Annotated in this window: 29 protein-coding genes and 1 pseudogene; 14 read left to right on the forward strand and 16 right to left on the reverse strand. The window is 60.3% G+C overall.

Features of this window, described 5'->3' with window-relative positions; genetic code table 11:
• Nucleotides 1-5 precede the first annotated feature (5 nt).
• Nucleotides 6-917, reverse strand: coding sequence for a LysR family transcriptional regulator (locus J1G18_RS23705; RefSeq protein WP_098964356.1), 912 nt, complete (start codon nucleotides 915-917; stop codon nucleotides 6-8).
• A gap of 399 nt (nucleotides 918-1316) precedes the next feature.
• Here J1G18_RS23705 and J1G18_RS23710 point away from each other — a divergent pair, with 399 nt between their 5' ends.
• Both J1G18_RS23710 and J1G18_RS23715 read left to right on the forward strand, forming a co-directional pair.
• Nucleotides 1317-2732: a purine-cytosine permease family protein gene (locus J1G18_RS23710; protein ID WP_096796404.1), complete on the forward strand. Its 1416-nt coding sequence runs from the start codon at nucleotides 1317-1319 to the stop codon at nucleotides 2730-2732.
• A 104-nt stretch (nucleotides 2733-2836) separates the two neighbouring features.
• Nucleotides 2837-3460, forward strand: coding sequence for a glutathione S-transferase family protein (locus J1G18_RS23715; protein WP_223008737.1), 624 nt, complete (start codon nucleotides 2837-2839; stop codon nucleotides 3458-3460).
• 3 nt (nucleotides 3461-3463) lie between these two features.
• Here J1G18_RS23715 and J1G18_RS23720 read toward each other — a convergent pair whose 3' ends face one another.
• Nucleotides 3464-4126, reverse strand: a complete 663-nt coding sequence (locus tag J1G18_RS23720; protein ID WP_115989532.1) for a M24 family metallopeptidase — start codon at nucleotides 4124-4126, stop codon at nucleotides 3464-3466.
• Between the two features lie 83 nt (nucleotides 4127-4209).
• On the reverse strand, nucleotides 4210-5088 hold the full coding sequence (ptrR, locus tag J1G18_RS23725) for a putrescine utilization regulator PtrR (RefSeq protein ID WP_135296939.1): 879 nt from the start codon (nucleotides 5086-5088) through the stop codon (nucleotides 4210-4212).
• A gap of 103 nt (nucleotides 5089-5191) precedes the next feature.
• Here ptrR and J1G18_RS23730 point away from each other — a divergent pair, with 103 nt between their 5' ends.
• A complete protein-coding gene (locus tag J1G18_RS23730; RefSeq protein WP_223008739.1) occupies nucleotides 5192-6583 on the forward strand; it encodes an aldehyde dehydrogenase family protein in 1392 nt (463 codons plus the stop codon).
• Between the two features lie 132 nt (nucleotides 6584-6715).
• Here J1G18_RS23730 and J1G18_RS23735 read toward each other — a convergent pair whose 3' ends face one another.
• Nucleotides 6716-8260 (reverse strand): MFS transporter, encoded by a 1545-nt coding sequence (locus J1G18_RS23735; protein ID WP_223008741.1) that lies wholly within the window; start codon nucleotides 8258-8260, stop codon nucleotides 6716-6718.
• A gap of 102 nt (nucleotides 8261-8362) precedes the next feature.
• Here J1G18_RS23735 and J1G18_RS23740 point away from each other — a divergent pair, with 102 nt between their 5' ends.
• Nucleotides 8363-9259 carry a LysR family transcriptional regulator gene (locus J1G18_RS23740; RefSeq protein ID WP_223008743.1) on the forward strand — a complete coding sequence of 299 codons (897 nt, stop codon included), beginning with the start codon at nucleotides 8363-8365 and terminating at the stop codon, nucleotides 9257-9259.
• 3 nt (nucleotides 9260-9262) lie between these two features.
• Here the strand turns inward: J1G18_RS23740 and J1G18_RS23745 are convergent.
• Nucleotides 9263-9538, reverse strand: a pseudogene (locus J1G18_RS23745) (hypothetical protein); the annotation flags it as partial.
• A 277-nt stretch (nucleotides 9539-9815) separates the two neighbouring features.
• Between J1G18_RS23745 and J1G18_RS23750 the strand changes: the two are divergent.
• Both J1G18_RS23750 and J1G18_RS23755 read left to right on the forward strand, forming a co-directional pair.
• A complete protein-coding gene (locus tag J1G18_RS23750; RefSeq protein ID WP_003225887.1) occupies nucleotides 9816-10412 on the forward strand; it encodes a paraquat-inducible protein A in 597 nt (198 codons plus the stop codon).
• The gene (locus J1G18_RS23755) at nucleotides 10409-11098 is read left to right on the forward strand and encodes a paraquat-inducible protein A (RefSeq protein WP_027612991.1); all 690 of its coding nucleotides are present in this window, start codon (nucleotides 10409-10411) and stop codon (nucleotides 11096-11098) included. The genes J1G18_RS23750 and J1G18_RS23755 overlap by 4 nt, the downstream gene beginning before the upstream one ends.
• Here the strand turns inward: J1G18_RS23755 and J1G18_RS23760 are convergent.
• Entirely contained in the window at nucleotides 11031-14057 is a 3027-nt protein-coding gene (locus J1G18_RS23760; protein WP_223008745.1) for an FAD-binding and (Fe-S)-binding domain-containing protein, read from the reverse strand. The two genes, J1G18_RS23755 and J1G18_RS23760, sit on opposite strands and share 68 nt — an antisense overlap.
• Before the next feature lie 159 nt (nucleotides 14058-14216).
• Between J1G18_RS23760 and J1G18_RS23765 the strand changes: the two genes are divergently transcribed.
• Entirely contained in the window at nucleotides 14217-15101 is an 885-nt protein-coding gene (locus tag J1G18_RS23765; RefSeq protein ID WP_223008747.1) for a LysR substrate-binding domain-containing protein, read from the forward strand.
• Nucleotides 15102-15241: 140 nt separating this feature from the next.
• Here the strand turns inward: J1G18_RS23765 and J1G18_RS23770 are convergent, their stop codons facing one another.
• Nucleotides 15242-15847 carry a DUF6338 family protein gene (locus J1G18_RS23770; RefSeq protein WP_135296052.1) on the reverse strand — a complete coding sequence of 202 codons (606 nt, stop codon included), beginning with the start codon at nucleotides 15845-15847 and terminating at the stop codon, nucleotides 15242-15244.
• 183 nt (nucleotides 15848-16030) lie between these two features.
• Nucleotides 16031-16366, reverse strand: a complete 336-nt coding sequence (locus J1G18_RS23775) for a hypothetical protein (protein ID WP_003225912.1) — start codon at nucleotides 16364-16366, stop codon at nucleotides 16031-16033.
• A 186-nt stretch (nucleotides 16367-16552) separates the two neighbouring features.
• Here J1G18_RS23775 and J1G18_RS23780 point away from each other — a divergent pair, with 186 nt between their 5' ends.
• The gene (locus J1G18_RS23780; RefSeq protein WP_098964368.1) at nucleotides 16553-16792 is read left to right on the forward strand and encodes a hypothetical protein; all 240 of its coding nucleotides are present in this window, start codon (nucleotides 16553-16555) and stop codon (nucleotides 16790-16792) included.
• Nucleotides 16793-16853: 61 nt separating this feature from the next.
• Here J1G18_RS23780 and J1G18_RS23785 read toward each other — a convergent pair whose 3' ends face one another.
• Nucleotides 16854-17051 (reverse strand): DUF2188 domain-containing protein, encoded by a 198-nt coding sequence (locus tag J1G18_RS23785; RefSeq protein ID WP_096796397.1) that lies wholly within the window; start codon nucleotides 17049-17051, stop codon nucleotides 16854-16856.
• 222 nt (nucleotides 17052-17273) lie between these two features.
• Here J1G18_RS23785 and J1G18_RS23790 point away from each other — a divergent pair, with 222 nt between their 5' ends.
• Nucleotides 17274-17636 carry an NUDIX hydrolase gene (locus tag J1G18_RS23790; protein ID WP_098964369.1) on the forward strand — a complete coding sequence of 121 codons (363 nt, stop codon included), beginning with the start codon at nucleotides 17274-17276 and terminating at the stop codon, nucleotides 17634-17636.
• 4 nt (nucleotides 17637-17640) lie between these two features.
• Here the strand turns inward: J1G18_RS23790 and J1G18_RS23795 are convergent, their stop codons facing one another.
• The 3 genes from J1G18_RS23795 to J1G18_RS23805 all read right to left on the reverse strand — a co-directional run bounded on the left by J1G18_RS23795 (nucleotide 17641) and on the right by J1G18_RS23805 (nucleotide 19971).
• Nucleotides 17641-17883: a DUF1652 domain-containing protein gene (locus J1G18_RS23795; protein ID WP_003225919.1), complete on the reverse strand. Its 243-nt coding sequence runs from the start codon at nucleotides 17881-17883 to the stop codon at nucleotides 17641-17643.
• Between the two features lie 109 nt (nucleotides 17884-17992).
• Nucleotides 17993-18892 (reverse strand): polysaccharide deacetylase family protein, encoded by a 900-nt coding sequence (locus J1G18_RS23800; protein ID WP_223008749.1) that lies wholly within the window; start codon nucleotides 18890-18892, stop codon nucleotides 17993-17995.
• Between the two features lie 131 nt (nucleotides 18893-19023).
• Nucleotides 19024-19971, reverse strand: coding sequence for an ABC transporter substrate-binding protein (locus J1G18_RS23805; RefSeq protein WP_223008751.1), 948 nt, complete (start codon nucleotides 19969-19971; stop codon nucleotides 19024-19026).
• 292 nt (nucleotides 19972-20263) lie between these two features.
• On the opposite strand from J1G18_RS23805, the gene J1G18_RS23810 reads away from it, so the two are divergent.
• The 4 genes from J1G18_RS23810 (at nucleotide 20264) to J1G18_RS23825 (ending at nucleotide 23436) form a co-directional block, all read left to right on the forward strand.
• Entirely contained in the window at nucleotides 20264-21250 is a 987-nt protein-coding gene (locus J1G18_RS23810) for an aliphatic sulfonate ABC transporter substrate-binding protein (protein ID WP_223008753.1), read from the forward strand.
• Between the two features lie 60 nt (nucleotides 21251-21310).
• Complete coding sequence (locus J1G18_RS23815; protein ID WP_223008755.1) at nucleotides 21311-22156, forward strand: ABC transporter permease; 846 nt, start codon at nucleotides 21311-21313, stop codon at nucleotides 22154-22156.
• A gap of 48 nt (nucleotides 22157-22204) precedes the next feature.
• The gene (locus J1G18_RS23820; protein WP_134786672.1) at nucleotides 22205-22885 is read left to right on the forward strand and encodes an SOS response-associated peptidase; all 681 of its coding nucleotides are present in this window, start codon (nucleotides 22205-22207) and stop codon (nucleotides 22883-22885) included.
• Nucleotides 22886-23163: 278 nt separating this feature from the next.
• Nucleotides 23164-23436 (forward strand): hypothetical protein, encoded by a 273-nt coding sequence (locus tag J1G18_RS23825; protein WP_027612979.1) that lies wholly within the window; start codon nucleotides 23164-23166, stop codon nucleotides 23434-23436.
• A gap of 44 nt (nucleotides 23437-23480) precedes the next feature.
• On the opposite strand, the gene J1G18_RS23830 is transcribed toward J1G18_RS23825, so the two are convergent.
• The 3 genes from J1G18_RS23830 to J1G18_RS23840 all read right to left on the reverse strand — a co-directional run bounded on the left by J1G18_RS23830 (nucleotide 23481) and on the right by J1G18_RS23840 (nucleotide 24708).
• A complete protein-coding gene (locus J1G18_RS23830; RefSeq protein ID WP_202368532.1) occupies nucleotides 23481-23636 on the reverse strand; it encodes a hypothetical protein in 156 nt (51 codons plus the stop codon).
• A gap of 62 nt (nucleotides 23637-23698) precedes the next feature.
• The gene (locus tag J1G18_RS23835; RefSeq protein WP_166497451.1) at nucleotides 23699-24010 is read right to left on the reverse strand and encodes an AzlD domain-containing protein; all 312 of its coding nucleotides are present in this window, start codon (nucleotides 24008-24010) and stop codon (nucleotides 23699-23701) included.
• Entirely contained in the window at nucleotides 24010-24708 is a 699-nt protein-coding gene (locus J1G18_RS23840) for an AzlC family ABC transporter permease (protein WP_098964376.1), read from the reverse strand. The genes J1G18_RS23835 and J1G18_RS23840 overlap by 1 nt, the downstream gene beginning before the upstream one ends.
• 152 nt (nucleotides 24709-24860) lie before the next feature.
• Between J1G18_RS23840 and J1G18_RS23845 the strand changes: the two genes are divergently transcribed.
• Entirely contained in the window at nucleotides 24861-25247 is a 387-nt protein-coding gene (locus J1G18_RS23845) for a DUF2784 domain-containing protein (RefSeq protein WP_223008757.1), read from the forward strand.
• Here J1G18_RS23845 and J1G18_RS23850 read toward each other — a convergent pair.
• Nucleotides 25244-25771: a DUF3087 domain-containing protein gene (locus tag J1G18_RS23850; protein WP_134786673.1), complete on the reverse strand. Its 528-nt coding sequence runs from the start codon at nucleotides 25769-25771 to the stop codon at nucleotides 25244-25246. The genes J1G18_RS23845 and J1G18_RS23850 overlap by 4 nt on opposite strands.
• Between the last annotated feature and the right edge of the window lie 213 nt (nucleotides 25772-25984).

The following is a 25984-nucleotide window of genomic DNA, read 5'->3' on the forward strand; positions in this document are numbered from 1 at the left end:
TGCCTTCAAGCGTGCAGTCGGGCCAATTCCTCACGGCAATGATCAACGAACAACTGCACCGGTTTGGTCAGTTGCACCCGACGCAGCCAGGCTGCCGACAAGCCCGAGCCAGTCACGGTTTCCGCCAGTGGCACGCACACCACTTTCTGCCCGTCGTAGGTATACTCGCCGAACGGCCGGGTCACCAGAATCGAAAAGCCGAAACCGCGCCCGACCATGCCGCGCACCATCTCGATCGACGGTGAGCTGAAGACGATGTGCGGGGTCAGTCCGCGCTCCTCGAAAATGCTCACGAAGTAGGTGCGGCTGGGCACCACGTCGAGCAGGATCATCGGTTCCAGCACCAGATCGTGCAGCGAGACTTTCGCCTGTTGCGCAAAACGGTGGTCGGCCGGCAGCAAGGCATAAGGCTGCTGCGGCGGCATCAGCGGTGTGGTTTCGATGGTGGTGTCGAGGTCGTGCTCGAACAGCATCGCGACATCGATGCTGCCGGCGGTCAGCGCCTGCACCAATTCCTGTTGTTCGCCATCGCGAATACGGATTTCCACGCCCGGCCAGCGCTGCTTGAACCCGGCGATCAGGCGCGGCAGGTACAACGGCGCGACGGTTTCGAAACAGCCGATATCGATCTGCCCGGAGACCACATCGTTATCCGCCAGCGCGTTCTGCTCGAACTCATGCGCCACTCGCAGCAATTCCAGCGCCTTGCGATAGAACCGCGAGCCGCTGGGCGTCAGCGACACGCCTTGGGCGTGATGGCGGATGAACAGCTGCACACCGAAGCTTTCTTCCAGATGCTTGATCGCGGTAGAGACGGACGGCTGGGCGATATAGAGCTTGCGCGAGGCTTCGGCGACGCTGCCGCAATCGGCGGTGGTGACGAAGTATTTGAGCTGGCGCAGGTTGTAGGCGGCCATATAAAAACCTCTGCAAGTGAGACAACGCTTTTGTGGTGAGGAGATTTATCTGTTGTCAGGACATTTATCTGTAGTCAGGAGGCTCTGTGGTGAGGGGATTTATCCCCGATGGGGCGCGAAGCGGCCCCTGTTTCTAAAGTCAAAAGAGGGGCGGCTTCGCAGCCCATCGGGGATAAATCCCCTCACCACAAAACTGTGTAAATCCAGGACAGAGTGAAGCCTGAACATACCGGAGCTACGCATTACACGCGGCATATATTTTTTAAGGTCTGAAGCAACAAACTTACTAATTTATCTATCCCGGGCCTTTGCACATGATCGCTTCAACAAGAAATGCGCCGTCCGTGTCGGCGCTTACCGAAGTACGTCCACGTACTCATCCTTGCCTTGGAGTTCGTCATGTCCACCTCTGCAACAACGTCCGCGCCGCTCATTGAAAAACATACGATAGGATACGTGCCCCCCGAAGATCGCCACGGAAAGGTCAGGGATCTGTTCACGCTGTGGTTCGGCGGCAACATCGCGCCGTTGCCGATCGTCACCGGCGCGCTGGGCGTGCAGTTGTTCCACTTGAATCTGGTCTGGGGCATCGTCGCGATTCTGGTCGGTCACCTGGTCGGCGGCGTGCTGATGGCGCTGCACTCGGCGCAAGGCCCGCAGATGGGCATTCCACAGATGATCCAGAGCCGCGCACAGTTCGGCTCGCTCGGCGCGCTACTGGTGGTGCTGATTGCCGGGGTCATGTACATCGGCTTCTTTGCCTCCAACATCGTGCTGGCCGGCAAGTCGCTGCACGGCGTGGTCGACAGCGTGCCGGTGCCGGTCGGCATCGTTATCGGCGCTCTCGGGTCGGGGATCATCGGCATCATCGGCTACCGCTTCATCCACGTGCTCAACCGCATCGGCACCTGGGTGCTGGGGATCGGCATCGTCGTCGGTTTCGGCTACATCTTCACCCATATTCAAACCGACGACTTCCTCACCCGCGGCAGCTTCAACCTCTCCGGCTGGCTCGCCACCGTGTCGCTGGCCGCGCTGTGGCAGATCGCGTTTGCGCCTTACGTGTCCGACTATTCGCGTTATTTGCCGGCCGACGTCAAGGTCTCGTCGACGTTCTGGACCACGTATCTGGGTTCGGCACTGGGCTCGAGTCTGGCGTTCATCTTCGGTGCCGTCGCCGTGCTCGCGACCCCCGTGGGCATGGACACCATGGATGCGGTCAAGCTCGCCACCGGCTCGATTGGCCCGCTGATGCTGGTGCTGTTCCTGCTCAGTGTAATCAGCCACAACGCCCTCAACCTGTACGGCGCGGTGCTGTCGCTGATCACTCTGGTGCAGACCTTTGCCTATCGCTGGATTCCGACCGCCAAGAGCCGTGCGGTGATCTCGATCATCGTGCTTCTGGCCTGCTGCTTCGCCGCCGTCGGCGCGTCGAAGGACTTCATCGGCCACTTCGTCGACATGGTGCTGGTGCTGCTGGTGGTGCTGGTGCCGTGGACGGCGATCAACCTGATCGACTTCTACGCCATTCACAAGGGCCAGTACGACATCCAGTCGATCTTCCAGGTCGACGGTGGCATCTACGGACGTTACAACCCGCAGGCGTTGCTGGCCTATGCGATCGGCATTGCGGTGCAGATCCCGTTCATGAACACCCCGCTGTACGTCGGCCCGGTGTCGGCGCACATCAACGGCGCCGACCTGTCGTGGCTGGTGGGGCTGCTGGTGACCTCGCCGCTGTACTTCTGGCTGGCCAGTCGTGACAGCGCCTATCGGCGGCGGATGATGGGCGGGAAACTGGTGGGCAGTCACTGAGATTGATTCGATGTAAAAAGAAGGCCCGCCATGCGCGGGCCTTCTGCGTTGTGGTGTGGTATTTCTTGATGCCCCGACAGGCACCCACGAGACAGGGAAAACTCATGCTGCGAATTCTGGGCAAGGCGTCATCGATCAACGTGCGCAAAGTGCTGTGGACCTGCGCGGAACTGCAGATCCCGTTCGAGCGTGAGGATTGGGGCTCGGGCTTCAAGCCGACTGATACGCCGGAGTTTCTAGCGCTCAACCCTTGCGCGATGGTGCCAGTGATTCAGGACGGCGATTTCACCCTGTGGGAATCCAATACGATCATTCGTTATCTGGCAGGCGCCTATGGCGGCGCCGACCTCTACCCCATCGAGCCGCGAGCCCGTGCACGGGTCGATCAGTGGATCGACTGGCAAGCGTCGGAGCTGAACCGCTCGTGGTCGTATGCGTTCATGTCGCTGGTGCGTCAGTCACCAGATCATCAGGACAGCGCCGCGTTGCTCAACGGCATCGAGCAGTGGTCGCAGACCATGGGCATCCTCGATCAACAGTTGCAGAAGACTGGCGCCTACGTCAGTGGCGACCGGTTTTCCCTCGCCGATATCCCCATCGGGCTGTCAGTCAACCGCTGGTTCGAAACGCCGCTCGCGCATCCGGACTATCCCGCCGTCAGCGCGTATTACCAGCGTCTGAGCCAACGCGAAGGCTTTCGCCTGTACGGCAGAAACGGTACGCCGTGACAATCAGATCAACAGATCTTCATAAAACGCGCCGAACGGTCGCTGCGGGTGGGCGATCTGGATTTCCAGAATCCACACCCCGGCATTTGGCGTCTGGTCGAAATCGCCGAGATTGCCGCCTCGATGGATCGCGTGAGGGAAATCGCTGACGCGGTGGCCCTTGATATCGAGATTGAGTTTCCAGCCCATGGCTTCAGCCTGATCGCTGGCATAGCGGTACAGTTCGACACCGCTCACGCCTTGGCGCCACAGTGCCTCGACACGCTTGAACAGCTCCTTGGACGCCGCCGCGCAGGCGATCATTTCCGGATCGGAGCCGGTAGTGAAGGTTGCGCCGGCATCGCCTTCGTGCCCCTGCCAGACCACGCCCATGTCAATGAAGAAAATATCGTTGTCACCGAGCACCGGATCGCCTTCGGAACGCTCCTTGAACGCCTTCAGCGTATTGGCGCCGAAGCGAATCAGCAGTGGATGCCAGATGCGGTCCATGCCCAGTTCGGCGAGAATCTGCTTGCCCCGCTCCTGGGCTTCGGACTCACGCATGCCGGGCTTGATCACCTGGGCGATGGCGTCAACGGCGTTCCAGGTCAGATTCTGCGCGTGGCGCATCGTCTCCAGCACAAACCGCTCACCGACTGCTTCTTTACCGCTCAGGGCTGCACTCATTTGCTTGTTCCTCATGGCTACGCTGTGTAGTTTTTTATATTGCGAAACGCCGATCAAGATACAGCCATGACACAACGTGTCAATTACTCTTCCGCACGCACCACACCGCGCTCCTCCAGCAAACGCACGAACATGCTCAAGCTGCGCGACACCGTGCCCCGGCGCCACACCAGCCAGGTGGTCAGATAGCGAAAATCCGCCGCCAGCGGCCACACGCTGACCGTTGCGCTGCCAGGCATGCTCTGCAGCATTTTGCGCGGCATCAGCGCCAGCCCGGCGCCGGCGCTGACGCAAGCGAGCATGCCGTGGTAGGACTCCATCTCGAAAATCTTGCCCGGCACGGCAGCGTCGGTGCTGAACCATTTTTCGAAGTGATGCCGATAAGAACAGTTGGAGCGGAACGCATAGATATTCTCGCCGTTCACATCCGCCGCGCGCTGCACCGAGGGGTGATTGAGTGGCGCGATGATGACCATCTCTTCCTCGAACGCCGGCACGCCTTCCAGCGCCGGGTGCAGCACCGGGCCATCGACGAATGCCGCCGCCAAGCGTCCTGAAAGTACACCGTCGATCATCGTTCCGGATGGCCCGGTCGACAGGTCCAGATCGACCTTGGGATGCAATTGGTTGTACGCCGCGAGCAGTTCGGGGATGCGCACGGCGGCGGTACTTTCCAGCGAACCGAGGGGAAATGCGCCCTGCGGCTCCTCACCGGCGACCGTGGCCCGCGCTTCCTGCACCAGATCGAGAATGCGCCGCGCGTATTCGAGAAAACTCCAGCCAGCCGGTGACAGACGCAAACGGCTTTTCTCGCGAATGAACAGATCGACGCCCAGATCCTGCTCCAGCTGTTTGATCCGCGTGGTCAGGTTCGATGGCACGCGATGAATCTGCGCCGCGGCGGCGCTGATGCTGCCGTGCTCGGCAACGGCCTTGAAGATTTCCAGCTGCACCAGATCCACAGTCATTCTCCAATCGTGAAAGAAACGATCTTTATTATTCAGTTTCCAGAAAACAAACGCCACCCTACTCTAGGCCCATCCACTGAACTCACAGGAGCCCGCCATGAGCCAGATTTCCAGCCAGACCCACGCCATCTCGATCAACCCTGCTACCGGCGAGCAGATCGGTCACTACGCCTTTGAATCCGCCGAAGCCCTCGACGCTGCGCTGACCCGCGCCGCGTTCGGTTTCTCGAAATGGAAACGCAAGCCGCTGCAGGATCGCTCCCGCGCCCTGACCGCCCTCGCCGGCGCCCTGCGTGACAGCGCCGAAGCCATGGCGACCATGATCACCCTGGAAATGGGCAAGCCGATCGCCCAGGCCCGTGGCGAAATTGAAAAATGCGCCAAGCTCTGTGAGTGGTACGCCGAAAACGGTCCGGCCATGCTCGACGCCGAACCGACTCAGGTTGAAGGCGGCAAGGCGCGCATCGAGTACCGACCACTCGGCCCGATCCTCGCGGTGATGCCGTGGAACTTCCCGATCTGGCAGGTGCTGCGCGGTGCCGTTCCGGCGCTGATCGCCGGCAACACCTACGTGCTCAAGCACGCGCCGAACGTAATGGGCAGCGCCTACCTGCTGCGCGACGCGTTCAAGCGCGCCGGTTTCGCCGATGGCGTATTTGAAGTGATCAACGTCACCCCGGAAGGCGTTTCCACCGCCATCGCCGACCCGCGCATCGCCGCTGTCACCCTGACCGGCAGCGTCCGTGCCGGTATGGCCATCGGTGCCCAGGCCGGTGCCGCGCTGAAGAAATGCGTGCTGGAACTGGGCGGTTCCGATCCGTTCATCGTGCTCAATGATGCGGATCTGGATGAGGCCGTGCAGGCTGCCGTGATTGGTCGTTATCAGAACTCCGGCCAGGTCTGCGCCGCGGCCAAGCGCCTGATCATCGAAGAAGGCGTGGTCGAAGAGTTCACCCGCAAATTCGTCGAGGCCACGCGTCAATTGAAAGTCGGCGATCCGCTGTCCGCCGACACCTACATCGGGCCGATGGCGCGTTTCGATCTGCGTGATGAACTCGACCAGCAAGTGCGCGACACCCTCGAAGAAGGCGCCACCCTGTTGCTCGGCGGCGGTAAGGCGCAAGGCCCGGGCAACTACTACGAGCCAACCGTGCTGGCCGATGTCACCGACCGCATGACCTCGTTCAAACAGGAACTGTTCGGCCCGGTGGCATCGATCATCACTGCCCGCGATTGCGCCCACGCCGTGGCCCTGGCCAACGACAGCGACTTCGGCCTGACTGCGACGATCTATACCGCCAACGTCGCACTGGCCCAGCAACTGACCAGCGAACTGGACACCGGTGGCGTGTTCATCAACGGCTACTCCGCCAGCGACCCGCGCGTGACTTTCGGCGGCGTGAAGAAAAGCGGTTTCGGTCGCGAGTTGTCGCACTTCGGCGTGCGCGAGTTCTGCAACGCGCAGACGGTGTGGCTGGATCGCAAATAATCAGGACTCCAACACGCACAGGTGGGAGTGGGCTTGCTCACGAAGGGGCCGGCATGTTCAGCATTGATCGTGACTGACCTGACGCCTTCGCGAGCAAGCCCGCTCCCACACTCGAAAATTCCGCACACACCGCTATAGCAAGTCGGGCGCTGTTTTTTGCGGCTGCGCAACCGCCGGCCCCTTGCTCAACAGCCCAAGCACCACTGCCGCCGAAGCCAGCGTGATCACGGTCAGGATGTGCAGCAGGTACTGAAACGCCGAGGCATAACCTTGCACCAGACGCTCGCTGGCCAGCCCCGGAACCATGTTGAGCGCATGCGCCATGTCGCCCGTGGTAACCCGGTGCGCGGTCTCGGCAATCAACGCCGCATCGACACTGCCTGCCACTGCCCCCGTCAGATCGGTATGCAGCAGCGAAGTCAGCACAGCGCCCACCACCGCCAGCGCAATACCCTCACCCGCCACGCGCACGGTATTGAAGATCCCCGCCGCCATCCCCGCGCGCTCCTTCGGCACGACGCTGACCGACAGACCATCCATCAAGCCCCACGGCAAACCGGTGCCAATCCCGATCAACAACATCGCAATGACCAAGGCGGATTTTGGCTCGCCGACGTTGTACAGGCTCAACCCGTGCAAGCCCACCGCAGCGATCAGAAAACCGATCCCCGACAGGATTCCCGCCGAGACAAACCGGGTCAGCGACGCCGCCAGCATCGGTACCACCAGCATGGGCGCCGACAGCGCCAGCAACAGCAGGCCGGCATCGATTTCGCTCAAGCCTTCCACGCCGATAAAGCGCAATGGCAACATCACCACCAGCACGATGTAGCAAAAACAAGTGCCGATTGGCAGCATCTGCACGCCGATGAAGCGCGGAAAACGGAACAGACTCAGATCGAGCATCGGATGTTTGACGCGCTTTTCGATGATCACGAACAACCCCAGCAACAATGCCGATGCACCGAGCAGACCGACTACCAGCGGGCTGCCCCAACCGCTTTCCGGGGCCTGAATCACGCCGAAGGTGAACAGCGCCAGCATCGCGCTGAAGGTGATCGTGCCCGGCCAATCCAGTCCCGTGGCATCCGGGTTGCGGCTTTCGCGCATGCGCGGCAGGCCGAAGACCATGGCGATTACGCCGATCAGCGCGGTGAAAACAAAAATCGCCCGCCAGTTGAACGCCTCGATCAACGCGCCGGCCAGCAGCGGCCCGAAAGCCAGACCAATGCCGAATGTGGTACCGAGTACGCTGTATGCACGGGTTCGCGCATGGCCTTCGAATTCCTGCGCCAGCGACGCTGAACCGCTGGCCAACGCCGCAGCACCGGCCACGCCCTGCACTGCACGCAGCCCATCCAGCCAGTACACCGACGGTGCCAGGCTCTGCGCAATCGATGCTGCGGTGAACAGCAACATGCCGAAGCTGAACAGGCGTTTACGCCCATAGACGTCGGCCAACGCTCCCGCCGCCATCAGCAAACTGCCGAACGACAACATGAACGCATTGGTGATCCAGGTCAGGGCCACGGGGCTGCCGCCCAGATCACGGCCAATGGCGGGCGTCGCCACCGCGCCACCGGTAAAACTCAATGGCAGTACCAATGCCGACAGGCACACGGCCGCGAGGATCAGCAGCTTGTTATGCGCGCCTGGTTGATGAGAGACCGTTGTCATGCATTCATCCTTTAAAGAAATTGCCAGGCTGCGACTTTAAGGCCGTTAGATTGATGCGATAATCCCAGCAATTTTGCATGACTTTGTGAAAGGCATTCACAGATGAAATCACCCTCAGCGGCAGACCTTTGCGTATTTCTCTGTACGGCGCAGCACTTGAATTTCAGCAAGGCCGCCGTCGAACTCGGGCTCACCCCGTCAGCCCTGAGCCATTCGGTAAAGGCTTTGGAGAATCGCCTCGGTGTGCGTCTGTTCAATCGCACCACCCGCAGCGTGGCGTTGACCGAGGCCGGTGAGCGCTTTTACGCGCGCCTGAAACCGGCGTTCCGCGACATTGACGATGCACTGGAAGACCTCAACCATTTTCGCGACAAACCCACCGGCAACCTGCGTATCACCTGCGGACGCCAGGCGTGCGAACTGGTATTGCTGCCGATTGCCAGCGAGTTCTTGCAGACGTATCCGGACATTCGCATGGAGGTGGTCGAAAGCGAAGCATTGCTCGATATCGTCGCTGGCGGATTTGATGCGGGCGTGCGCTTTGGCGATCGACTGCAGGCCGACATGGTCTCGCTGCCGATTGGCCCGGCGATGCGTTCGGTGGTGGTGGCTTCGCCGGCATTCCTTGAACGCTATCCTGCGCCGCAAAAACCCGAAGATCTGCGCGATTTACCCTGCCTGCGCCACCGCTACCCCAGTGGTACGCTGTATCGCTGGGAATTCGAACGCGATGGCATTGCCCAGGAAATCGAGGTCAACGGCCCGCTGACCCTGGGCGACGTCAGCTTGATGGTCGGCCCTGCACTGCAAGGCCTGGGATTGGCGTATGTGTTCGATGACATGGTCAGCGAACACCTGGCATCGGGGCGTCTGATCCAGGTGTTGGCCGACTGGTGCCCCTACTATCCGGGCCTGCATCTGTACTATCCGAGCCGGCGCCACGTACCGGCGCCGCTCAAGGCTTTTATCGACTTCGCGCGCGAGCGCAGTGGTCACTAGGGCTTACAGATATTTCAGCCAGGCAATATCGCGGCGCCGCGATTTCAGCGCGGAAAACCAGCGCACCGCCGGGTACAGTGCCAGCGCCAACAGCAGTGACACCAGCCAGATTGCCGCTACTGAATCGAAGCCGAAATAGCTACCGTGGTTAAGGCCGAACAGCGCCACGGCATTCAGATACAGCACCTTCAGGCCGTACAGGTGCAACAGATAAAAGAACATCGGCGCCGAACCGAAGACCGTCAGCCAGCGAATCCAGTGCCGCGTCTGCAGCCGTTCAGCAGCATGAACAGGATGACCAGACCTCTCAGTGCATCAATAGACAGCAAGCGGCCGGTCGGCGGCGGGTTGGAACGGGTACACACAATCGTCATGGAGATTTCGCCAACGAGCAAATGAATCAGGGGATCGCAACCGCACGCCCCGCCAAAAATTCGCGTTACTCTATAACATTAAAATGTCGATTCCCAACCCAAACGACATTTGCCCAATCACGTCAGGCTTCTATAGTGATCAGGCGCCCCCTGCGCTTTGCGCCTGCTGTCGAGCGTTGCCCATGACCTCAACCGAACACCTGATCATCTGCGAGCATTGCGACTGCGTGTACGAAAAGGTCGTGCTCGGCAAACACCAGAAAACCCTCTGCGTGCGGTGCGGCGGCGTGCTGCAGCGCTACAACGGCTTGACCGTCGAGCAGCGGCTGGCCCTGAGTTTCACTGCGGCGATGCTGTGGCTGTTCGCCAATTTCTATCCGGTGATGAGCATCAGCATGAAGGGCCTGAAGAACAGCGCGACGCTGTGGGATTCGGTACTGGCGCTGAGTCAGGGGCCGATCACCTTCATGGCGATGGTCGCGGCGATTTCGATCATCATCGCCCCGGCGTTTCAACTGGTGCTGTTGATCTGGGTGCTGAGTTTCGCCTTGTCATCGCGCCGGGCGCCGGGCTTCAAGCTGTGCATGCGCTGGCTGGAAACCCTGCGTCCGTGGAGCATGCTCGAAGTGTGTCTGCTGGGGGCGATGGTGGCGGTATTCAAACTGGCCGGGCTGCTCGATGTGCTGCCGGGTATCGGCCTGTTCGCTTTGGCGGTGCTGAGCCTGATGATGATCCGCATTGCCGGCCGCGACATTCGTGATCTGTGGGACATTCTATGAAGCGACCCGCGACCGCCAGCGAACTGAATCTGTGCCTGTGCCACAGCTGTGGGCTGGCCTGTGACATGACCGACGAGCCGCACGAGTGCCCACGCTGCGATGCGCCGCTGCATCGGCGCAAGACCAACTCCCTGACGCGCACCTGGGCCTATCTGTTCGCCGCGTTGGCGTTTTACGTGCCGGCCAATCTACTGCCGGTGATGAACACGGTGATGCTCGGCAACGGCGCCGACAGCACGATCATGAGCGGCGTGCTGGAGTTCTGGGAGGGCGGCGCGTGGGACATCGCACTGATCATTTTCATCGCCAGCATCGCGGTGCCGGGGATCAAATTCGTCGCCCTGTCGCTGCTGCTGATCACCGTGCAGCGGGGCAGCGACTGGGCGCGCCGTGAGCGTTCGAAGCTGTACCGTTTCGTCGAGCTGATCGGCTACTGGTCGATGCTCGACGTGCTGGTGGTCGCACTGGTCGCGGCGCTGGTGAAGTTCCAGGCGCTGGGCGATATCGAACCACGCCCGGGCATCCTGTTTTTCGGCATGGTGGTGGTGTTCACCATGCTCTCGGCGATGAGTTTCGACCCACGGCTGATATGGGACAATGCCCCGGACGACGAACCGCTCAGCGACGCACCACCTCAAGCAGCACCTGCAACGGATGGCGCAGCGCCCGATCCGACTGGCGCTTGACCTGACTGCGGCACGAATAGCCGGTGGCCAGTGCTTCGCCCTGCTCCGCCGGCGCCTCAACCTGCCGCGCCCACGATTGCTCGTAGATCACCGCCGAGGTTTCGCGGTTGCGCGCTTCATGGCCGTAGGTGCCGGACATGCCGCAGCAGCCGGTGGCCTGCGTCGCCAGTTTCAATCCGGCTCGCTCGAACACTTGCTCCCACTGGCGAGTGGCGGCCGGCGCGTTGGTTTTCTCGGTGCAGTGTGCCAGCAGACGGAATGACCGGGCCGCATCGGCAGCGGCCTGCTCCGGCATCACCTCGAGCAGCCATTCCTGTACCAGCGCGACTTCCGGGCATTGGTTCATGCCGGGCACTTTCAGGTATTCCTGGCGGTAGACCAGCGTCATCGCCGGATCCAGCCCCAGCAGCGGCACGCCAACGTCCGCCAGCTCGCGCAGTTGCTGCGCATTGCGCAACGCCGCGCGGTTGAACGCTGACAGGAAACCCTGCACATGCAGCGGCTTGCCATTGGCACTGAAGGGTGCCAGATACACCTGATAGCCAAGTCGTGAAATCAACTCCAGCAGATCCGCCAGCAGCGGCGCTTCGAAGTAACGGGTGAAGGCATCCTGCACCAACACCACACTGCGCTCGCGCTGGGCCGGGGTCAGCGCCGACAGATTGGCGACCGTCGCCGGCTGCACCTTCCAGCGGCGCAGCGCAGCGTGGAAATCAAAGCGACTGAGCAACGGCACATCGACCATGCCGCCAAGACGCTCCAACTGTTTGCGCACAAAGGTTGCGCCCATCAAACCGTTGTACAGCGCCGGAATCCGCGCCATGTACGGAATGCTGTACTCCAGCGAAGCAATCAGATAATCCCGCGCCGGGCGCAGATAACGGCTGTGATACAGCTCAAGGAAACGCGAACGGAATTCCGGCACGTTGACCTTGACCGGGCACTGTCCCGCGCAGGATTTGCACGCCAGGCAACCGGCCATGGCGTCGTACACCTCATGGGAAAAGTCTGCATCCTGCGCGCGGCTGTTGCGCCAGCGTGTCCACAGGTTGCGGAAAAATGCCGGACGACGGATCGCCTCCGACAGCACATCCACCCCTGCCTCGCCCTGCAAACGCAGCCATTCTCGGATCAGCGATGCGCGACCTTTGGGCGATTGCGCACGCTCGCGGGTGGCCTTCCATGACGGGCACATGGCGTCGTCGGGATCGAAGTTGTAGCAGGCGCCGTTGCCGTTGCAATGCATGGCTGCGCCGTAGCTCTGCCAGACCTTTTCGTCGATTTGCCGGTCGAGTTCGCCGCGCAGGGTCACTTCGTCGATTTTCAGCAACGCCGCACCGGTATTGGCCGGGGTGGCGATCTTGCCCGGGTTGAACTGGTTGAACGGATCGAACGCGGCTTTCAGCGCTTGCAACGCCGGGTACAGCTCACCGAAAAACGCCGGCGCGTATTCCGAGCGCAGGCCTTTGCCGTGCTCACCCCACAACAGGCCGCCGTAGCGCTGGGTCAGCGCCGCGACACCGTCAGACACCGGACGCACCAACGCCGCTTGCTGCGGATCCTTCATGTCGAGAATCGGCCGTACGTGCAACACGCCGGCATCGACGTGGCCGAACATGCCGTACTGCAAACCGTGGCTGTCGAGCAGTTCACGCAGTTCAGCGATGTACTCGGCCAGGTGCTGCGGCGGCACTGCGGTGTCCTCGACAAACGGCTGCGGCCGCGCTTCGCCGGCAACGTTGCCGAGCAGGCCGACTGCGCGTTTGCGCATGCCATAAACCTTGTTCACCGCCGCCTGACCGACCGCCAGGGTATGGCCGAGGCGTTCGACCGTGGTGTCGCTGCTCAAGTGTTCGAGGAAGGCTTCGACCCGGTGTTGCAGGTCCTCGGGATCATCACCGCAGAACTCCACCAGGTTGATCCCCAGTGTCGGGCGCTCGGCACTTGCCGGGAAGTATTCGGCGACGCCGTGCCAGACGATGTCCTGCATCGCCAGCAGCAACACCTTGGAATCCACGGTTTCAATCGACAGCGGCTTGAGCGCCATCAGCGCCCGGGCATCGCGCAACGCATCCATGAACCCGGCGTAGCGAATGTTCACCAGCATCGTGTGTTTGGGGATCGGCAGTACGTTGAGCTTCGCCTCAACCACAAACCCCAGCGAGCCTTCGGCGCCGCACAGCACGCTGTTGAGGTTGAAGCGGTTGTCGGCCTCGCGCAGATGCGCCAGGTCGTAGCCGGTCAGGCAGCGGTTGAGGTCAGGGAACCGTTGTTTGATCAACTCGCCCTGCTCATCAATGATCTGCCGCGCACAGCGATAAACTTCACCCACCCGATCTTCACGGGCGCACAGCGCTGTCAGTTCGTCTTCCGCAAGCGCTGCGCCGTGCAGGCGTTCACCGCCGCGCAGGACCATGTCGAGTTCCAGCACATGGTCGCGGGTCTTGCCGTAGGTGCAACTGCCCTGGCCGCTGGCGTCGGTGTTGATCATGCCGCCGACGGTGGCGCGGTTGGAGGTCGACAGCTCCGGGGCGAAAAACAGCCCGGCTGATTTCAGCGCGGCGTTGAGCTGATCCTTGACCACCCCGGCCTGCACCCGCACCCAGCGCTGCTCGACGTTGATTTCCAGAATACGGTTCATGTGCCGCGACAGGTCGACGACGATGCCATCGGTCAGCGACTGGCCGTTGGTGCCGGTGCCACCGCCACGCGGAGTGATCACCACTTGCTGATAAGCCGGCTCGGCGATCAGCCGTGCGACCCGCGCCACATCCTCCGCATCCATCGGAAACACCGCCGCTTGCGGCAGGCGCTGGTAGATCGAGTTATCGGTGGCCAGCACTACGCGGCTGGCGTAATCGGCACTGATCTCGCCACGAAAACCGCTGGCCTTCAAGGCTTTGAGGAATTGCTGGTAATCGGCGGTCAATGCCGTGGCGGGCTTCAGCTGGGCAATCATCGGTCAGGAAATCTCAGTCAAAAACGGGCCGTGCGGCGGTGAACAGTTGTGCGCAATGAATGATTGCGTCACGCTCCCGCCATCTCATGGTGCTTATGATCATTGCTTGGCGCCGTCGGGACAAACGTAAAATCGACCCGCAATCCATGACTAAAACGAATGAATCCGCGAACCCTCACCCCTTCCATGTCGTTATTGCTGGCCTTCGAGGCTGCCGCACGCCATGAAAGCTATACCCGCGCCGCCCACGAACTGTCGCTGACGCAAAGCGCGGTCAGCCGTCAGGTGCAGATTCTGGAAAAGATGCTCGGCATGCGCCTGTTCAGCCGCGAAGGCCGGCAAGTGGTGCTGACCGATGTCGGGCGCATGTATCAGCGCGAACTGGCCGAAGCCCTCGGGCAGATCCGCAGCGCGACGTTGCAGGCCATGGCGTTCGGTTCCGGCATTCATAGTTTGCGTCTGGCGACGCTGCCGACCTTCGGCTCGAAATGGCTGCTGCCGCGACTCAAGGACTTCTACACCGCACACCCCGGCATGACCGTGCACTTGCATTCACGCATCGAAGCGATCGACTTCGACACCAGCGAAATCGATGCGGCGATCTGTGTCGGTGCGGGGGATTGGCCGGGGCTGAGCGCCCTGCCCCTGCACACTGAAGAACTGGTGGTGATTGCCAGTGCGCAGTTGTCATTGGCCGAGCGCGATGAAGCCGAACAGCACATCGCCGGGCAGTTACTGCTCAATGTCAGCAGCAATGTCCAGGCCTGGGCGGAATGGTTCACCCATCATGGTTTGCCACACCGCAGCATGCGCATCGGGCCGAGCTTTGAAATGACTTCGCACCTGATTCAGGCGGTCCGGGCGAATATTGGCGTGGGGCTGGTGCCACGGATTCTGGTGGAGGATGAATTGCTTAACGGCGAGCTGCAGCAACTGGGGGAGCCGATCACCAGCCGCCGCAGCTACTACCTGGTGTATCCGCCGCGTAATGAGGCGTTACCGTCACTGAAAGCTTTCAGGGATTGGTTGGTACGATCGTTATGACAGATCGTCTCGCCCGAGCAACGTTCACCGCTTGGGAGGTGGTGGAGCGCTAGGACCACGGGCAGTTTGCGGCGAGTTCCTGTCGTTCGAGCCAAGGTAGCGTGCCACATCTGGCGGCATGGGTCTCGGTGCTTCGGCGGTCATGGCTGGCTCTCTTTTATGGTGGTGAATTCAACCCACTGAACTTTCGACGAATCTATCACCAACAGGTCGGCGTCAAAAGGCTGGGCAACGCCATCGTCACCCAACCATTTCGGGCTCTGCATCACAAACTGTCCATTCGCAGGTTCGGCAGGCCATTCACAAGGCCAGCCAAACAGGCGCCTTTCGTCGTTCAAATGCAGCGTAATGAGCCGATCGTGGCGTGCAAAGGTGCTGTACCACTGGCTGGGAAATGACGTTTTTCTGGTTACATTTCGAAACCGTAACCAGGCATGCAACTTGTCATTTGAAGCGAGATTGCAGGAAAGAAATCCGAGTGTCACTGACACAAAGAACGCCCATATTGTCTGCGCCTTGCCATCCCATATTCCTACAGAAAATCCCTTCGTCCCCACCCATAGACAGATTGCACCTATCCCCAATACAGCCCCATGAATCACAAACGTAAAGATCAACGCCTGCACAATCTGCCCAAACGTATCAGGCCGTTTGAACGCGGTGAGCGTGTAGAAAATCCAGGTAGAAACAAATCCGGGAATCAGATACTGCAACAACGGAATAACTTCTTTGACCAGATCATCCATGATCCGTGGCTCCTTGAAAGGCATGCCCCTCCGGTTACCGGGCGGCACTCAGAAGCCTAGCGCACACTGGGATACGCCTCGTGCCGATCTGTCACAGCGCATTTCGCAAAGCAAAAAAAAGCAGAAACCATTGATCCGGTTTCTGCTTTTTGTGCGGCTGGTTTTTGCAGCGGAGGCTGGGCTTTACAGGCAGTCACGCACCGATTTGCGCAACGACCCGGACTTGGCCCATGGCGGTCCCTGATACAGGGAAACGCGACTACCGTCCTTGTATTTGATGATGTCGAGAATCTCGTCGGCGGTGACGAGGCTCGGCGCCTTGATCCGGTAGCCGTTGGAAATGGACGTCTGCGTGGTCTTAGGAATGTCCTGCTGCCACAACGGCAACAAGCACGCGGCATAGTCTTTAGGCGCTTTGGTAGTGGTTTTGCTGAGATTTGGCTCGCCCGGCACCAGCGATGCTGGCAATGAGCAACCCGCCAGCAATGCCAACGCCAAACTCCCGATCCATATCCGCATGGTGTTTCCCTGATCTTGAAAAACGCGAATGTAACGTGTAACCGGGTGTACATCCAGCGCGGCACGTCGCCCACAAGGGAGATTGGACAAATATTTACATGCATGCAGCCCGGTGGCAGACGAGCTGCGCATCATCGAAGAAAAATGCGACTACTCTGTTCTACCGAGAATGTTCCGGAGGTGATCATGCGGCTCAATGAATACGAACACGAACTTCAGCGCGACCTGCAAGCCGTTGCATCGGATCTGAGATGGTCGGCGGTCGACCTCAAACGCATCGCCGAACAGCTGCGCAAGAGCGGCAATGAAGCGGATGCCCAGGCGGTACTCAGGTCCTGCGAGGTGCTGCAAAGTGATGAAGAACGCTTGCAGCTGTATGCCAAGGAAGTGAAAACGCGCTCCATCAGCCGGATCAAAGTCCACTGATCCCCCCCTTTACCTCAACAAAAGCCCCGGCAATCACCGGGGCTCTTTCGTTACATTTGCTTCAACTTGCAGTGTGACTTCGCGCTCGCACCGAGCGTTTTCTGTAACCCGGCAACGCAGCGGCATAGGCCAGTGCCTCCTCTCTGCTACCGAACGACGCAAGCCGGTCGCCTTGAGTACAAACCCGCCATGGGCCGTTGTTCACGCTGAGTACGTCGTAGCCGTTCATGTGCATTTTGTTCAAGACCGGAATGCTCATGGGTACCTCCTTTTTGCCGACGGTGGATTCAGCTCTGCCTTTTTAACTTACGCCCGGATGCCGCAGCTGTGCCGACCGGGTATCGCCATCGCGATGCGCCAAGGCTCTGGCACTTTCCGCCAGGCCAAACACTCAAAACCCCGAGGGAACCTTTGAATCCGGGCCCGGCTCGAATATTGCAGTTTTATTTCATTTATGTGACATGCAGTAAACAGGTAACAGATGAAAGTACGCGCCACCGTTATTTGCGAGCAGGATCGACACGTTCTCCTGGTGCGCAAACCCCGCTGCCGCTGGACACTGCCCGGGGGCAAGGTCGAGCCTGGGGAAACCAAAGCCGGGGCGGCGACGCGCGAGCTGCAGGAAGAAACAGCACTGGATGCCGAGCAGATGTTGTATCTGATGGAACTGCACAGCGGCAGCACCCAGCATCATGTCTACGAGGCGTCGGTGCTCGATCTTGAGCAGTTGCGCCCGCAAAACGAGATCACCGAATGCATCTGGCATCCGCTGGACGCGGTGCAGAATCTGCCCACCAGCGACGCGACGTTACGTATCGTGCAGGCGTTTCAACGGCGCTTGTGAGAGATCAGCCGGCGAATGCCCGGCGTCCGGCGCTCATTTCCGTGCGCAATTCGCCAATGAAGTTGGAAATGTCGCGGATCGTCACCAGATGTTCCGGTGAGACGCCATTGAGCAACAACTCGACTCGCCCGGAGTCAGGCTCATAAACCTTGATCCGCAACAGTCCCTGCTCCACTTGTGTGCATTCGCATTCAAGCGACGGAAAGCCGGATTCGACAATCCGGCAGATGTCGGCAATGGCTAGCATGGGCGCACGCCTCGCAGGCGATGAGTCGATCGACCCGTTGAGCATAGATGAGCCCTCAGCAACCCGCCGCCCCGAGAAGTGCCAACCCGATCACATTTTTCGCGCAGCCTTAGTGGGCGTCATGATCCCAGATCCAGTTCCACATCCCCGGCAACTGCACCGGCTGCGAACTCTGCTGAACCGTACGCGCCAGGGCCGCCGTCAACAGCGCCGCGTGATCATCGTAGAACGGTTTGTCCGCCAGTTTCACGCCAGTGGCGGCGGCGCTGTCGAGCAGGATTTGCAGGTATTCGCGGGTATGCCGCGCGGTGTAGCGGTTGAGGTCATGAAAGGTCACCACCACCGGAATCACCCCGTCTACGGTCGGAAATTCGCCGAGGGCAATGCGCTCGCGGACTTCCGATAGCTGGCGCAGCATATTCGCCCGACGTCGGGGACTGGCGTTGAAGCCCCAGATCTTGCCGTCATTGGCGCTCAAATCGGTCAACAACACGTGCAAGCCATACTGCTGATACGCGGCGAAGGTGCGCTTGTCGTAATTCCAGAATGGCGGACGCAGCAGGATCGGTGCTGCTCCGGTGATCGCGGCGATATCCGCCGTGCCGTTGCGCAACGACTGCTCCAGTTCTTGCGGATCGAGCGAGCGATGATTGGTGTGCCAATGGGTGGCGGTATGGAATCCGAGGATGTGCCCTTCGGCGTGCTCGCGCCGCATGATGCCGCGACCAATGTCACTGTTACCGGCGCGAGGCGCGCGGGTCTGGACGAAGAACACCGCTTTGATGTCCGGTTGCACCGGGTTGACCTTGAGGCTATCGAGCACGGTCGCCGACGGATTCCAGAAACTCGAGGCGCTGGGGCCATCATCGAAGGTCAGCAGAAAGCGCACCGGGGCCTGGGACTTGAGCCGAGTTTCGGTTTGCGCAGTCATCTCGATCGGCGCGGCAATGCAGCCGGCCAGCCCGAACGCGATGGCCGCTGCACAGAGAAGATTGAACGCGTATTTCATGTTTTGCCTTGCGCCTGACCGTTGCGGCCCTGTTGTCGACTGGCAAAACTCCCTCGCCCTGATCCATCCCTGCGCCCGGTTTCGCGAGCCAGGCTTGGATAGGGTACACAGGCTTTGGTTCCGGCGCTCGCTCAGTCAGCCAGTGCCTGTTGAAATGAAGTATCGATGATTCCGGCGGTGGCCAGCGGCGCCGGCAGTGCCTTGACCTTGAACAGGAAGTCCGCGGTGCCTTGCAGGTCGACCGCCGCCTGCTGATCCACCGGCCCGACAGTCATGTGCGCCTGACGCAACCAGTGCCGTGAAACCTGCTGATCGAGATTGGCTTTCTTCGCCCACAGGTCCGCGTATTCGTCAGTGTGGCTGTCGACCCAGGCCCGCGCCTGTTTCAAACGCCCGAGAAAATCGGCGATCGCTGCGCGTTTGCTGTCGATCGAAGGCGTCGACGCGGCAATCGCGCTGAGGCCCGGCATCAGGTTTTTCGCGGTGAGAATCGGCCGCGCACCGGAGAACACGATTTGCTGGGAGATATACGGTTCCCACACCGGGAAAGCGTCGATGCTGCCCTGTGGCAATGCCGCCGCGGCATCAATCGGCATCAGTTTGACGAAGTCGACGTAATTTTCCGGCAGACCGCCCTGCTCCAGGGCGCGCAAGGTCAGTTGCTGGCTCCAGGCGCCGGGCCAGTAGGCGACTTTCTTGCCCTTCAGATCCGCGATGGTTTTCACCGGCGAATCTTTCGGCACCAGCAAGGCGATAGTGTCCGGGTTCTGCCGCGACACACCGATCAGTTTCACCGGCGCCTGTTTGGCGGCGAGAAACAGAAAACCCGAATCGCCAAGAAAGCCCAGATCCAGCGAGCCGGTCTGCAACGCCTCGGCCAGTGGCGCGGCGGCCTGGAAATGCTTCCAGTCGACGCTGTAAGGCGCGTCTTTCAAAACGCCGGAGGCTTCGACCGAAGCGCGGATGTTGTAGTAGTTCTGGTCACCAACATGCAGGACCAACGGCTCGGCGGCGTGGGCAAGCGGTGCGGTGAATAACGCGGTCATCAGTGTGCTGCGGAGCAAACGAGAGAGCTTCATGGGAGGTCCTGCGACGGGATTTTGCATAGACCATAACGCTGTTGATAAACCGATTTTAAATTCGATTAAGGCATAAGCTCAGCGCCCGGAATGCTCACTGTCCGTTGCGCAACAGTGCATTGCCACAATGTTTCCCAAGCAACAGTTGAAAGGCGCTAAAACCGGGGAAAACCCCGTAAACATGGGTCGAAACGCACATGGCACAGAGCCTGCAATATTCCATTCATGCAGGACGCAGCCGATAAAAATATATTTTTGGACATAACAACCAGTGCCTTTGCCGGAGCGCCCCATGACATCGTTCTTACCGTTTATCCGCCTCAAAACGCTGCTGGTCGCCAGCGCCATGGCATTGAGCCTGCAACCGCTGGCCGAAGCCGCCGAAGCGCCGCCCGCGGAAGTCCATCTGGATTACGCCTACTACTCACCCGTGAGTCTGGTGCTCAAACATTTCGGCTTTCTCGAAAAGGCCCTGCCACAGACCAAAATCAGTTGGGTGCTGAGCCAGGGCAGTAACCGTTCGCTGGAATATCTGAACAGCGGTGGCGTCGATTTCGCCTCCAGCGCCAGCCTTGCTGCCGTGCTGAGCCGGGCCAACGGCAGCCCGATCAAATCGGTATACGTTTACAGCCGTGCCGAATGGACCGCGCTGGTAGTGCGCAAGGATTCGCCGTACCAGAGCGTCGCCGACCTTAAGGGCAAGAAAATCGCCGCCACCAAAGGCACCGATCCGTACCTGTTCACCCTGCGCAGCCTGCAACAGGCCGGGCTGAAGAAAGACGACGTGGAACTGGTGCACCTGCAACATCCGGACGGTCGCACCGCACTGGAAAAAGGCGATGTCGACGCCTGGGCCGGACTCGATCCGCACATGGCCGCCAGTCAGGTGCAAGCCGGTTCGCGTCTGCTGTATCGCAACCCGGCGTTCAACAGCTACGGCGTGGTCAGCGTCACCGAGCAGTACGCCAAGGAACATCCGCAAACCATCGATACCGTGATCAAAGCCTACGAGCAGGCGCGCGAATGGGCGCTGAAAAATCCCGACGAGTTCGCTGCCCTGCTTGCCAAGGAATCCGGTCTGCCGCTGGACGTGGCCAAACTGCAGTTGTCGCGCACCGACCTGAGCAGTCCGCAACTGACCGCCAACGACGTGCAAGCGTCGAAAGCCGCAGCACCGATTCTGGTCTCCGAGGAACTGGTGCGGCGTGGAGTGAATGTCGATCAAGTCATCGATCAGTTGCTCGACAATGGTGTGCAGCAAGCCGTCGCCCGCCAGTAATCGACCAGACTCACAGCCCATCCGCGCCCGACGCGGATTCGCTGTGAGCGGAGCCCACGTATGAGCACTCGCAGTAACGAACTGCCCGCGCCGCCTCGCAGCTTGTCGAGGCCGCGTCCTTCATCTCTCAACCCGACATGGCGCCGGCGCCTGAAAGGCCTGGTCCTGCCACTGCTGATCGTGGTCGCCCTGGAATTCATCGTGCGCCTCGGCTGGCTGCCGTCCTATCAAATGCCTGCTCCGAGCGAGATCGCCCTGACCCTCACCGACCTCGCCGAAGGCGCCCTGTGGAAACACATCAGCGCCAGCCTGTTGCGGGTGTTGCTCGGTTTTGCAATTGGCGCCAGCCTGGCGCTGATGTTCGCCGCCTGGGTCGGACTGAGCCGTGAGGCCGAGGCTTATCTGGAACCGACATTCGCCGCGCTGCGTTCGATTCCGAGTCTGGCCTGGGTGCCGCTGTTGCTGCTGTGGCTGGGCATCGATGAAACCTCGAAGATCGTGCTGATCGCCATCGGCGCGTTTTTTCCGGTGTACGTCAACGTGGTCGCGGCGATTCGCAACATCGATCGCAAACTGGTCGAGGTCGGGCGCATCTATGGCTTCAGCCGCTGGCAACTGGTGCGGCGGATTCTGCTGCCCGCCGCCCTGCCCGGCCTGTTCACCGGACTGCGCAGCGGCATGAGTCTGGCGTGGATGTTTCTGGTGGCCGCCGAGCTGATCGCCGCGACCAAGGGCCTCGGTTATCTGCTCAGCGACGGCCGCGAAACCTCGCGACCAGACATCGTGCTGGCGGCGATTATCGTGCTCGCCGTGCTCGGCAAACTCAGCGACGGTTTGCTCGCAGTGCTGGAACGCCGCTGGCTGATCTGGCGCGACACGTTCACCGGTCAGGAGGCGCAGGATTGATTGGCCAGAGCCAACTATGCTGAAAGCGTCCACCCAGAGATTCGGCGCATGTGCGGAAGACTCTCGCAATACCGCGGCATTCACGACTTTGTCGCGGTGCTGAGCATTCCCGATGCGCTGATCAATCACGTCGGCGACGCTGCGCTGGAGCGCTACAACGCGGCGCCGACCACGTCACTCGCGGTGCTCCATCAACATGATCAACGTCTGTATGCCGACAACCTTTGCTGGGGCTGGCGCCCGCACTGGGCCAAGGACCGCGCGGCGCCGATCAACGCCCGCGTGGAGAAAGTCGCCCATGGGCCGTTCTTCCGGGCGATCTGGCGTCATCGGCTGATCGTGCCCATCGACAACTGGTTCGAATGGGTCGACGGCCCGGATAAAACCCGACAGCCGTGGCTGATCCGTCGTGCCGATCGCGGGCCGGTTTTCTGTGCCGCCATAGGACAATTTCCAACACCCGGCAGCGATGGCCGGGACGACGACGGTTTTGTGATCATCACCGCCGACAGCGTCGGCGGCCTGCTCGATATCCATGATCGAAGACCCGTGGTCTTTCGCGCTGACATGGCTGCCGAGTGGCTCGACAGCGCCACGCCTGTTGAACGCGCCGAACAGATGCTGCTGTTTGAAGGCGAACCCAGTGATGCCTTCGCCTGGCACAAGGTTGGCAAAGCCGTCGGCAATTCACGCAATCAGGGTGCCGGACTGATTGACGAAGTGGCTTAAAGATTCGTGATCTCACGCGTTTACCCTGTAGGAGCTGCCGCAGGTGATAACAGGTGACACTCGATCTTTACAGTGAGTGTTTCATCGCTGAGACAGCCCGGAAAAAACAGTCGTTTGAGCGAACTAACCGCCTGTCTGACATTTCAACCGTCATACATACATTTACATGCACTACGGATAGCATGCGCGCCGCATTTCCATTTGGCATACCAGTTGACCAAAGAGTCAGCAAAACCAGGAATCCCCTACAACTTTAACAAGCCTTGCAGAGAACTAAGTTGCGCGACGATTTTGCAATCAAACAGGCCAACGGCCTGGAGTGTATCTATCTGTCCATGACAGAACGCTTTCAACTCGACTGTTTTATCGGCCACTACATCAAGACCCGAAACCTGCGTTCAGTGCCGGACATCGAACGCATCCTGCGCACCACCCTCGAAGGCTATCCCGGGCACCCACCGGTGATGGTCAACGAGCTCAATGCATGGATCGACAAGACTCTGGGCTATCGGGCGTCACATCCGGACTTCCCGTCTCTGGAAGACCTCTGAACAACAAAAAGCCCCGCTGTTGCGGGGCTTTTTGCAGATTGCTCTCAGAGCTTCATATCAGGCCCGGTGAGTTCCTTGCCATCGTCGTGCTTCCACGTCTGTTCCTTGCGTTTCTCTCGCTCGATTTCTTCTTCGCTGGGCTCGTCTACTTCATCGTCTACTTGTTCGTCTTCATCGGGACGTTTTTGCTCGGTCGTCATGTGCACCTCGCCTTGTCAAAAATAGTCATCCAACTAGCGTAGAACAGTTTTTTCCCGACAACTTACAACCACCAGCGCAGCAAAAAGAAAAACGCCATGCTCAAGAGCATGCTGAGCAAGGTATTGCGGGTGTACAGCACCAGCCCGATCGCTACGAGCGAACTCAGCAAATACGGATTATCCCACTGTAAATTCAACTGTTTGTCCGGCATGAACACGATCGGCCCGCAGATCGCGGTCAACATGCCCGGTACGGCAAACCCGAGAAACTGCCGTGCGTTGCTGCTCAAACGCAGCGGCAGGCGCGGTTCGAGAAACACGTAACGGTTGAGGAACACCAGAATCCCCATGCCGAAAATCACTGCCCAGACCATCATGTGCGCCCCCGATACAACTTGTTGCAGACAAACCCTGCGGTCATCCCGGCCAGCCCCGACAGCACCAATGCCGAGCCCCACTGCCAATAACTGAACAGCACCGAGCAGAACAGCGACACCGCCACGCACACCATGGTCGGCACGTTACGCACCACCGGGGTGATCAATGCGATGAAAGTGGCGGCAATCGAGAAATCCAGCCCCAAGTGCTCAAGCCCCGGAATGCTGCTGCCCAGGACGATGCCGGCCAGGGTGAACAGGTTCCAGGCGATATAGAACGTCAGGCCGACGCCCAAGGCGTACCAGCGATTGAACTGCTGACGGTCATGCTGGCTGGTCAGGGCGAACAGTTCATCGGTGAGCAAAAAGCCCAGGCCGATGCGCCAGCGCCCGGGCAGCGGCGAAATCACTGAGCGCATGCTCATCCCGTACAACAAATGCTGCGAGGTCAGCAGCAGCGTGGTCAGCAGGATCGAGAAAATCCCGGCACCACCCTTGAGCATGCCGATCGCCACCAGTTGCGCCGCCCCTGCAAACACGATGCTCGACAGGCCCTGCCCCTGTAACGGCGTGAGATTGGCTTCAATCGCCATGGAGCCGGCCAGCAGCCCCCACGGCGCCGTCGCCAGTGATAACGGCATGATCGCCGCAGCGCCGCGAAGAAACGCACGGCGCGGCATAAGTGAGTCAGACATAACGCTCTTCAACCGAGGAAACGGTCGCAGACTCTGCCAGCAAATGCCCCTTCGCGGCTTGAACAATCTTGCGCACTTGCGCTAAATCGCAGCGCCCCAGCGTCGCTGTCGGCGTACCATGGAGGCCTTCACAACCACGTCAGGGAGACGACATGCTGTACCGAATCGCAGCCGACGGGCTGGTGCTGTTCCATCTGTCATTCATTCTGTTCGTACTGTTCGGCGGGCTGCTGGTGCTCAAGTGGCCACGCCTGACGTGGCTGCATCTGCCGGCGGCTGCATGGGGCGTGGCGGTCGAGGTGTTGCACCTGACTTGTCCGCTGACCTACTGGGAAAACCTGATGCGCCACGCCGCCGGGCAGACCGAATACGCCGGCGGCTTCATCGAGCACTACATCTGGCCGATCATCTACCCCGCAGGTCTGACGCCGCAGATCCAGTTGGCGCTGGGCAGCGTGGTGCTGGTGATCAACCTGCTGGTCTACGGGCGTCTGGCCCGCGCGTGGAAACTGCGCCGCGCCAGCCGTATTCCGTTTTAACGAGCGGCGGGTTTCAAGGCTTGCAGCCAGGCCGGATCCAGGCGCTTCTGGTCGATCTCCAGACCCAGCGCCTGCATCCGCTCTTTGTGCGCTTCGACTTCCCGGCGCAACTGCGCATGATCGCTGGAGTTACCGTCCAGTTCGTGCATCTGGGTCAGCCCCAGATGATAGAAGCGCAGCACCTTCATCGCGGTCGGATCGTTCTGTTCCACCGCAGCGGTCACCTGATGCATCACGTTGGTCACGCTCATCAGGCTGCGCTTGAGCCGCCAGCTATAGACCGCCGGGGCCATCCACGCCTGCTGCCAGAACTGCCCGCGCATCAGCGCCGCTGTCAGCAGGAAAGCCACGAACACCCCGCCGACATTGAACCGCAGGTTATCGCCGCCAGGCTCGCCGAACAGTGCCACCGCGGCCGTCGAAAGCACCATCGCCAGCACCAGGAACAGCACGGCAATGATCAACGTGCTGCGGCGGGTCTGCTGGCGAAACGTTGCTGGGTCCATCGGCTGGATCTCGAACATCAGGCATGACTTCCTTGAGCGATAAAAAGGGCAACGGAAAAAACTCGCTGCGCATTATCGCCTCTCTCGGGGATTTAGCTATGCTGGGGGCCCTTTTCAACTTTTCAGCGTCCAACGGGGACATGGCGGTACAGCGCAGATCGTGCCATCTTCATTCATGGATACACACTATTCGGATGCCATTTGCCTGCCATTGGAATGACATCGTTTTAA

It is taken from the genome of Pseudomonas sp. MIS38, from assembly GCF_019891575.1.
In the GTDB taxonomy this organism is placed as follows: Bacteria; Pseudomonadota; Gammaproteobacteria; order Pseudomonadales; family Pseudomonadaceae; genus Aquipseudomonas; species Aquipseudomonas putida_A.

Bases quoted from the DNA above. Each gene is read 5' to 3' on its own strand.
- J1G18_RS23715 (WP_223008737.1), top strand. From the start codon at position 2,837: ATGCTGCGAATTCTGGGCAAGGCGTCATCGATCAACGTGCGCAAAGTG.
- J1G18_RS23830 (WP_202368532.1), bottom strand. From the start codon at position 23,636: ATGACGACCGAGCAAAAACGTCCCGATGAAGACGAACAAGTAGACGAT.
- J1G18_RS23780 (WP_098964368.1), top strand. From the start codon at position 16,553: ATGCGGCTCAATGAATACGAACACGAACTTCAGCGCGACCTGCAAGCC.
- J1G18_RS23710 (WP_096796404.1), top strand. From the start codon at position 1,317: ATGTCCACCTCTGCAACAACGTCCGCGCCGCTCATTGAAAAACATACG.
- J1G18_RS23810 (WP_223008753.1), top strand. From the start codon at position 20,264: ATGACATCGTTCTTACCGTTTATCCGCCTCAAAACGCTGCTGGTCGCC.
- J1G18_RS23750 (WP_003225887.1), top strand. From the start codon at position 9,816: ATGACCTCAACCGAACACCTGATCATCTGCGAGCATTGCGACTGCGTG.
- J1G18_RS23760 (WP_223008745.1), bottom strand. From the start codon at position 14,057: ATGATTGCCCAGCTGAAGCCCGCCACGGCATTGACCGCCGATTACCAG.
- J1G18_RS23705 (WP_098964356.1), bottom strand. From the start codon at position 917: ATGGCCGCCTACAACCTGCGCCAGCTCAAATACTTCGTCACCACCGCC.
- J1G18_RS23740 (WP_223008743.1), top strand. From the start codon at position 8,363: ATGAAATCACCCTCAGCGGCAGACCTTTGCGTATTTCTCTGTACGGCG.
- J1G18_RS23820 (WP_134786672.1), top strand. From the start codon at position 22,205: ATGTGCGGAAGACTCTCGCAATACCGCGGCATTCACGACTTTGTCGCG.
- J1G18_RS23765 (WP_223008747.1), top strand. From the start codon at position 14,217: ATGAATCCGCGAACCCTCACCCCTTCCATGTCGTTATTGCTGGCCTTC.
- J1G18_RS23850 (WP_134786673.1), bottom strand. From the start codon at position 25,771: ATGTTCGAGATCCAGCCGATGGACCCAGCAACGTTTCGCCAGCAGACC.
- J1G18_RS23800 (WP_223008749.1), bottom strand. From the start codon at position 18,892: ATGAAATACGCGTTCAATCTTCTCTGTGCAGCGGCCATCGCGTTCGGG.
- J1G18_RS23805 (WP_223008751.1), bottom strand. From the start codon at position 19,971: ATGAAGCTCTCTCGTTTGCTCCGCAGCACACTGATGACCGCGTTATTC.
- J1G18_RS23770 (WP_135296052.1), bottom strand. From the start codon at position 15,847: ATGGATGATCTGGTCAAAGAAGTTATTCCGTTGTTGCAGTATCTGATT.
- J1G18_RS23735 (WP_223008741.1), bottom strand. From the start codon at position 8,260: ATGACAACGGTCTCTCATCAACCAGGCGCGCATAACAAGCTGCTGATC.
- J1G18_RS23720 (WP_115989532.1), bottom strand. From the start codon at position 4,126: ATGAGTGCAGCCCTGAGCGGTAAAGAAGCAGTCGGTGAGCGGTTTGTG.
- J1G18_RS23815 (WP_223008755.1), top strand. From the start codon at position 21,311: ATGAGCACTCGCAGTAACGAACTGCCCGCGCCGCCTCGCAGCTTGTCG.
- J1G18_RS23730 (WP_223008739.1), top strand. From the start codon at position 5,192: ATGAGCCAGATTTCCAGCCAGACCCACGCCATCTCGATCAACCCTGCT.
- J1G18_RS23775 (WP_003225912.1), bottom strand. From the start codon at position 16,366: ATGCGGATATGGATCGGGAGTTTGGCGTTGGCATTGCTGGCGGGTTGC.
- J1G18_RS23840 (WP_098964376.1), bottom strand. From the start codon at position 24,708: ATGTCTGACTCACTTATGCCGCGCCGTGCGTTTCTTCGCGGCGCTGCG.
- J1G18_RS23835 (WP_166497451.1), bottom strand. From the start codon at position 24,010: ATGGTCTGGGCAGTGATTTTCGGCATGGGGATTCTGGTGTTCCTCAAC.
- J1G18_RS23795 (WP_003225919.1), bottom strand. From the start codon at position 17,883: ATGCTAGCCATTGCCGACATCTGCCGGATTGTCGAATCCGGCTTTCCG.
- J1G18_RS23755 (WP_027612991.1), top strand. From the start codon at position 10,409: ATGAAGCGACCCGCGACCGCCAGCGAACTGAATCTGTGCCTGTGCCAC.
- J1G18_RS23790 (WP_098964369.1), top strand. From the start codon at position 17,274: ATGAAAGTACGCGCCACCGTTATTTGCGAGCAGGATCGACACGTTCTC.
- J1G18_RS23845 (WP_223008757.1), top strand. From the start codon at position 24,861: ATGCTGTACCGAATCGCAGCCGACGGGCTGGTGCTGTTCCATCTGTCA.
- J1G18_RS23785 (WP_096796397.1), bottom strand. From the start codon at position 17,051: ATGAGCATTCCGGTCTTGAACAAAATGCACATGAACGGCTACGACGTA.